Raw genomic sequence first — 6,355 nt, 5'->3', positions numbered from 1 at the left:
CGCCCCCATGAGTCCCTCGGCCGAATCCCACCGGTCGAGTACCGTGTCAAACTGTTCCCCAACCTCTACTTCTGACTGGCTCAGGAATTCGAGGGGACCACACACCTTCTTCTATGTCGACCCGGATTACAGGGCCGGTGCGCTGCCGTTGAAACTGTTCGACGCCTTCTCGGCCACCGCGTGTCAGCGGGGCTTGGCTGGGGCACTCCTCGGTACGTCCGGCGGCATATCCGTGGACCGCGTCTGTCGATTGCTGGAACTGCGCGGGTACTCGCACTGGGGAGATGTCTTCTCGGTACGGGTGGATCGAAGAGAGCGCCTGTGACGGGTCCCATCCTGCAGCGGCCTTCCCGTTGGATGCACGCCGCGTGGCTCTGCGCGCTGACGACCATCATGGCTTCGATCGCCTGTGCCACCGCCATCGAGGTGGAGAAAGTGGTACGGGCCGAAGGTCAGGTTCGATCCGTGGCACAAAGCGCACACATCGTCGCGCCGCTCGCTGGTCGCATCCAGAGCGTCCAGGTCAGCGAAGGCGACTTCGTCCACCAGGGGGATCGCCTCATGACCATCGAGCCCGACGCGAATGGCCTGAGCGTCCATCAGGCCCGGCTCAACATGATCCGCCACGCCTCGGCCTACGGCGCGTATTCGGGGCTTTCGGTCCCTGTGGAACCGCTGGACAGCGCCGAGATCGAGACTCAGCGGATTGTTCGGCGCGCCGTGGAGGCGGAGTTGCTGGCGGCGAACGCACGCCTCGAAACCGTGAAAGGCGAACTGATGGAAAGCCTAGCGCAGGAAGATGTCGAAGCCGCGACACTGCGCCGGCGCGAGGCCCTGCAGCCCATTGCGCGCGAGCGCCTGGAGCGGCATGCGGAACTGGTGCGAAAAGGATTCCAGTCACACGTCTCCCTGCTGGCGATGCAGCAGGATGCCGTCGACGCGGGAGAACAGGTCCTCATTGCCAGAAAACGACTCGCTCACGCCAAGGAAGACGTGGGGCTTCACCGCGCGGCATTGTCCGCTGCGCGGATGGAGGTCGACCGGATCCGGCGTCAGAAGGCCGCGGAAACCCACGCGCAGTTCCTGCAAGCGTCTGCCGAATTCCAGCGCCTGACAGACCTGAGCCGAAACAGCGCCATTGAATCGCCCGTCGACGGCGTGATCGAGCACGTTTCGGAACAGGTCGCTGGCAATGCGGTGCGCGCGGGAGAACGGCTGATGTCGGTCGTCCCTGTTCGCACACCGCTGGAGCTTCAGCTGCGCGTGCGCAATGAGGACTATCCATTCGTCAAACCCGGCCAAGCGATCGACGTCAAGTTCGAGGCCTATCCGTTCACGATCTACGGCAGCCGTCCCGCCGTGGTCGTTCGCGTCTTGAGGGAGGTGCTCCCTGGCGACGAAAGACTCGCGGACTACGTCGCCATCGCACGCCTGACGCCAGCGTCGGACGATCTGCAGGCGCTCGACATCCGGCATGGCATGAAGCTGATCGCCGATATTGAAGTGGGCAAGCAACGCCCCATCGACATCTGGCTCGACCCCTTCCTTCGCTTCGGCAACGAGGCCTTTCGCGAAAGAAGGTGAGGCGGCATGTCCGAACCAGCCCTCGATGCCTTCACGCACTGCCGACGCGAACTCGCCGCCTGCATGGTGCTCACCGTTCTTCTGGCCTTGATTTCGCTCATTCCGGCCCTGACGGTTGGCGTGATCCTCGATCGTGTGATCCAGACCCGGGCATTCGCCACCTTGCTGGCCGTGCTTCTGGCCTTCGCCATCTTCTACGCCTGCGAAGCCGTTTTCACCTATGTCCACGATCGCCTGATGCTCTACATCACGCACTCCGCCGTGGTCCAGGCCGAAACCGGGTTCTGGAAGATGTTGGCCGCCGCCCCCTACCCCGAACTCGAAAGGCTTGCAAAGGACGATGGATTGGCGCGCTTCCTCAGCATTGGCACCGATGTCCGCTTCCGCAGCGACTGGGCCGTGGCTTCCGCCGCCATTCCACTGTGCCTGTTCGTCGGCATGTCGGCGCTGTTCCTAGTGAGCTCGACACTGTGCCTGCCGATTGCGGGCCTCACGGTGGTCTTCATGGCGGCCCACTTCGCGATGACCCGAACGCAACGCCATGCCGCGCGCGGCCTGCAGCGCACGCGCGAGCAAGAACTGGCGTCCGTCGAAGAAATGCTTCGCGGCGCCCTCAGCCTCAAGGCCCACCATGCCTTCGACTTCTGCATCAACCGGTGGCAGGCCAGCAAACACGCTTACGAAATCGCGCTGCAGCGCTGGAGCACCGCGTCGGTTGTGCAAGGCTTGGTCAGTTTGTCGTTCGAGCGGATCTCCCTGGCCATCGTGCTGGGCGTGGGAGCGTATGAGGTGGTGGCCGGGAAATTGTCCGTCGGGCAACTGGTCATGGCCAACATGCTGCTACGCCAGATTTCGGCGCAGGTTCGGCAAATCGCGCCACTGCTTCAACGACGCACCGCCTTCCATGAGTCGCAGGCACAGATGAGGAAGTTTCTTGCCGGCAAACAAGCATCCGCGCCAAGGAATACCGTACTGCCTGCGCGCACCGAATCGGCCGTCGTCGCACGCCATCTTTCGTTTCGCACACCCCAGGGTCGGCCCGTCCTGGACGGCATCAGCTTCGAGCTTCCACCGGGCAAGTCGCTGGCCATCCTCGGAGAATCCGGCTCCGGCAAGACCACGCTTCTGAAGCTTCTGAGCGGTTGGTACGCACCCAGCTCAGGTGTCGCCCTGGTGCATGGGCTTGCACCGGCCACCCGGACCGACCTGGTCTACCTCTCTCAACAGGAACACCTCTTCAACTGTGGGATCGTCGAGAACGTGATGCTCGGTCGTCAGTCACCGAATGCCGCCGAGCAGAGCCTGCACCGACTGGATCTGAACGCGCTGCTCACGGCGCAGCCCAGCCCGATGGAAGGAGTGGGCCAGTTGTCCGGCGGGGAACGCCAAGGCGTCTGCATCGCGCGCGCCATGGTGCCACCAGACGCGGCCTTGTTCCTCGACGAACCCACCACCGCCCTGGATGCCGGACGGCGCGCCAACATCGTCTCCTGGCTTCACGCGAAGGCTCGCGAACGCCAGGTCATGGTGTTCGCCACGCACGACAGCGACCTGGCGCAGATCGCCGACTACGTACTTCGCCTCTCTCAAGGTCGCCTGGTCAGCTTCACTCCGCAGGAGGACAGCCTCCATCGGGTCAAGCAGCAAGCCTAGGCTGGACCGCGGCCACCGGCCAATCTGGCGGATGACAGGCCGCCCGGTCGTTCGGTGCGCTATCGACCCACCAACACCCGCTCCACCGCCGCATGAAAGCGCGCCGCGCTGCACTCCGTCGCGCCCAGGTGCCAGTGCGCGTTCGCCCCGCTGGCCAGGGTCGATTGGCAGCTCACCCCGAGCGCGAAGTCCTCGTCCAGCGCTCCCCAGAAGGACTCGACGTTCTTCTGCCAGTGGCGGGCCGCTTTCTCGCTCGTGGGCTTCTCGGGGATCAGCGTGACCGCGCGCACCGTGCTGTGGCCCACGCTGTCCGGCAGCACGGTGAACAGGTTGGCGTGGTCGCCCTCGTGCAGGATGAAGGTGGCCGGGAAGAAGAAGTAGATGATGTTCGAGTGCGGGCCGATCGCCCAGCGCTCATGTGGCAGATCGCGCAGGCCCGCCATGCTGCGCTTGGGCAGCAGCAGCCGCTGGTGGTCACCGTCGTGGTCGGCGATGAGCAGGTTGTCGTGGAACAGGTGGGCGATGCTCTGGCGGTGCGCATACTGGAAGTGGTAGGTCTCCAGGTTGCCTTCGAAGGGAATCTTCCAGTTCGCGGCATTGGGAAAACTGCGCTCATGGAAGGGCACCCAGCCGTCATAGCCCCAATGGCGCAGGTCCTGGCCGAAGCGGCCCAGGTGGCGCTCCAGGTCGATGCGATCGGACTCGCCCTCGCGCCGTGCGCGCGGCACCACCCACACCAGACCCAGCGCTTCGCCCACCGGCACGCGGACGAGCGCGCAGCGCTCGGGCGGTGCGTGCGGGAAATCCGCGGCGTGCGGACGGCAGCGCAAGGCGCCGTCCAGACCATAGGTCCAGCTGTGGTACGGGCAGACGAAGGCGCGCTGGTGGTGCGCTCCCGCGCCCAGCAGGCGCGCCCCGCGGTGGCGGCAGGCATTGATGAAGGCGTTCAGTTCGCCGCCCTCGCCGCGCGCCAGCAGCAGCGGCACACCCGCCACGTCGAGGGCCAGGCTGTCGCCGGCGGCCGCCAGGCTGCCCGAGGCGCAGACCGCGATCGGCAAGGCGCGGAACAGCCGCTCCCGCTCGGATTCGAAGCGCGCCGGGTCCAGGTAGCGGCTCACGGGGCTGAACGTGGGTTCACCGCGCTCGCTGGCGCCGGCCTCGATGAGCGCGAGCGCGCGCTGGATCAGCCGAACCTGTTCGTCGTGGTGCATGCGGTCTCCTCTGCCCGTGTGCGGTGCACGGGTGCGGGGCATTGTGCATGCCGTCGCGCGCGGCGGACGCCGCCTGGGCGACGCGCCGCGCCCGTTCGGATCAGCCCGCGCTGGCCTTGGCGCGCGCGCGGGCCATCACCCGATCCAGCGCCTCGCGCGTGAGCGGCTTGACCAGGAAGTCCTCGATGATGGGCAGATCCTGCGCCGCGCGGCGGTCGTCGCGCCAGGTGGACGAGGTGAGCACGCTCACGAACACCGGGCGGCCCTCGCCCACCAGGGCCTCGATCTGGCGCGCGCAGTCGAAGCCATTCATGCCGGGCAGGTTGATGTCCAGCAGCACCAGAGTCGCCGGGCGCTCAGCGTCCTGGCGCAGGAATTGCAAGAAGTCCTCGGCCGATTCGAAGGCCCGGATCTCACCCGCGAAGCCGGTCTTGCGGATGGTGATCTCGTGGAACAGGTTGTCGTTCTCGCTGTCGTCGACGAGCAGGATGCGTTCGGTATTCATGGCGGGCGGGCCAGGGATGGGCCCGAAAAAGCGTCACCACCGCGCCCTCGTGGGGCACCGGCGGGATGAACGGAACGGAAAACGAAAAACCCGTGGGGCACGCCGGGTGGGCGCGCTCGCGCGGTGTGGACGCCAAGGGGCGGCGATGTGGCGGTGCGGTGTTCGCCCGACCGGCGGACCGCGCCGCGAGGGCGTCAATCGCATCGGATGACCTGGGAGACAGGTCGGCGGGAAGTTCCCGCTGGAGGACGCGTAGAAACGCGTCCCGTCAACGAACGCGCGGAATTTTGCACGCTCATGACCCAAATAACTAGGGTAAACCCTTAGTTCTCGGCGGGAACGCTTGGGCATTGCGGCCGGGTCTCCTGGATCCGTGCCTGTCTATGATCGCCACGCCCTCCCGCGCCCTCCCCCCATGAAAGTCGACGTCGCCAAGCTCAAGCTGTTCATCGAGGTGCTCGACGCCGGGTCCATCACGGCCGGTGCCGGGCGCTGCCACCTGTCCGTGGCGGCGGCCAGCAGCCGGCTGCAGGAGCTGGAATCGGCCCTGGGCGTGCGCCTGTTCGAGCGCCGCGCCTCCGGCGTGCGGCCCACCGACGCGGGCATCGAGCTCGCGCGCCACGCCCGGTCGGTGCTGGTGGAACTGGACCGGTTGCAGCGCGAGATGGCGCCGTTCGCGCACGGCGTGCGCGGCCGCGTGAGCCTGCTGGCCAACACCGCCGCGCTCTCGGGCTACCTGCCCGAGCCGCTGTCGCGCTTCCTCAGCGAACACCCCGAGGTCGACGTCGATCTGCAGGAAATGTGGACCGGCGAAATCCTCGAGGCCCTGCACCGCCGCAAGGCCGATGTGGGCGTGCTGGCCGACACCATGGACACCAGCGGCCTGCACGCCATGCCGCTGGCCGACGACCATCTGGTGGTGGTGGGCACCCTGCACCGCCTGACCGCGCTCGGCGATGCGCCGCGCTTCGACGAGTGCCTGGATCACCCCATGGTAGGCCTGCCCGCGCAGAGTGCGCTCTACACCTACCTGCAGGTGAAGGCGGCCGATCTCGGCAAGGTGATTCGCTACCGCGTGAGCCTGCGCACCTTCGAGGGCGTGCTCAAGATGGTGGCGCTCGACGTGGGCCTGTCCATCGTCTCCAGCCTCGCCACGCGCGAGCTGGTGCGCCAGTACCCCGGCCTGCAGTGGCGCCCGCTGCGCGACAGCTGGGCCAAGCGCCGCCTCCTCTTGTGCACGCACCACGCGCACGACACGGCACCGGCCTCGGTGAAGTCACTGATCGGCTTTCTGCACGAGCAGTCCGCGCGCGGCTGAACCGCGCCACGGCCCGCGCGGCCTCCGGTTTTTTCGAACGCCCCCTCCGCTTCTTTGCGATGGCTCTGCCCGCGCGGCCTCGAC

5 protein-coding genes are annotated in these 6,355 nt (G+C 66.8%); 3 read left to right on the top strand and 2 right to left on the bottom strand.

The window, feature by feature from the left end; all coding sequences use genetic code 11:
* Positions 1-393 precede the first annotated feature (393 nt).
* A complete protein-coding gene (locus tag DY262_RS18180) occupies positions 394-1,584 on the top strand; it encodes a beta-barrel domain-containing protein (protein WP_181936559.1) in 1,191 nt (396 codons plus the stop codon).
* A 6-nt stretch (positions 1,585-1,590) separates the two neighbouring features.
* The gene (locus DY262_RS18175; protein ID WP_116960495.1) at positions 1,591-3,237 is read left to right on the top strand and encodes an ATP-binding cassette domain-containing protein; all 1,647 of its coding nucleotides are present in this window, start codon (positions 1,591-1,593) and stop codon (positions 3,235-3,237) included.
* Positions 3,238-3,296: 59 nt separating this feature from the next.
* Here DY262_RS18175 and DY262_RS18170 read toward each other — a convergent pair whose 3' ends face one another.
* The gene (locus tag DY262_RS18170; protein WP_181936558.1) at positions 3,297-4,448 is read right to left on the bottom strand and encodes an aromatic ring-hydroxylating oxygenase subunit alpha; all 1,152 of its coding nucleotides are present in this window, start codon (positions 4,446-4,448) and stop codon (positions 3,297-3,299) included.
* 100 nt (positions 4,449-4,548) lie between these two features.
* The gene (locus tag DY262_RS18165; RefSeq protein WP_116960493.1) at positions 4,549-4,953 is read right to left on the bottom strand and encodes a response regulator; all 405 of its coding nucleotides are present in this window, start codon (positions 4,951-4,953) and stop codon (positions 4,549-4,551) included.
* 415 nt (positions 4,954-5,368) lie between these two features.
* Here DY262_RS18165 and DY262_RS18160 point away from each other — a divergent pair, with 415 nt between their 5' ends.
* Entirely contained in the window at positions 5,369-6,271 is a 903-nt protein-coding gene (locus DY262_RS18160; RefSeq protein ID WP_116960492.1) for a LysR substrate-binding domain-containing protein, read from the top strand.
* The last annotated feature ends 84 nt before the right edge of the window (positions 6,272-6,355 follow it).

The sequence above is a fragment of the Hydrogenophaga borbori genome (assembly GCF_003417535.1).
GTDB lineage: Bacteria > Pseudomonadota > Gammaproteobacteria > Burkholderiales > Burkholderiaceae_C > Hydrogenophaga > Hydrogenophaga borbori.
The sequence above is the reverse complement of the archived record's forward strand: the minus strand, read 5'-3'. Positions and strand labels throughout refer to the sequence as shown.

Excerpts from the sequence above, each read along its gene's own strand:
- DY262_RS18180 (WP_181936559.1), top strand. The coding sequence starts at position 394 with ATGGCTTCGATCGCCTGTGCCACCGCCATCGAGGTGGAGAAAGTGGTA.
- DY262_RS18175 (WP_116960495.1), top strand. The coding sequence starts at position 1,591 with ATGTCCGAACCAGCCCTCGATGCCTTCACGCACTGCCGACGCGAACTC.
- DY262_RS18170 (WP_181936558.1), bottom strand. The coding sequence starts at position 4,448 with ATGCACCACGACGAACAGGTTCGGCTGATCCAGCGCGCGCTCGCGCTC.
- DY262_RS18165 (WP_116960493.1), bottom strand. The coding sequence starts at position 4,953 with ATGAATACCGAACGCATCCTGCTCGTCGACGACAGCGAGAACGACAAC.
- DY262_RS18160 (WP_116960492.1), top strand. The coding sequence starts at position 5,369 with ATGAAAGTCGACGTCGCCAAGCTCAAGCTGTTCATCGAGGTGCTCGAC.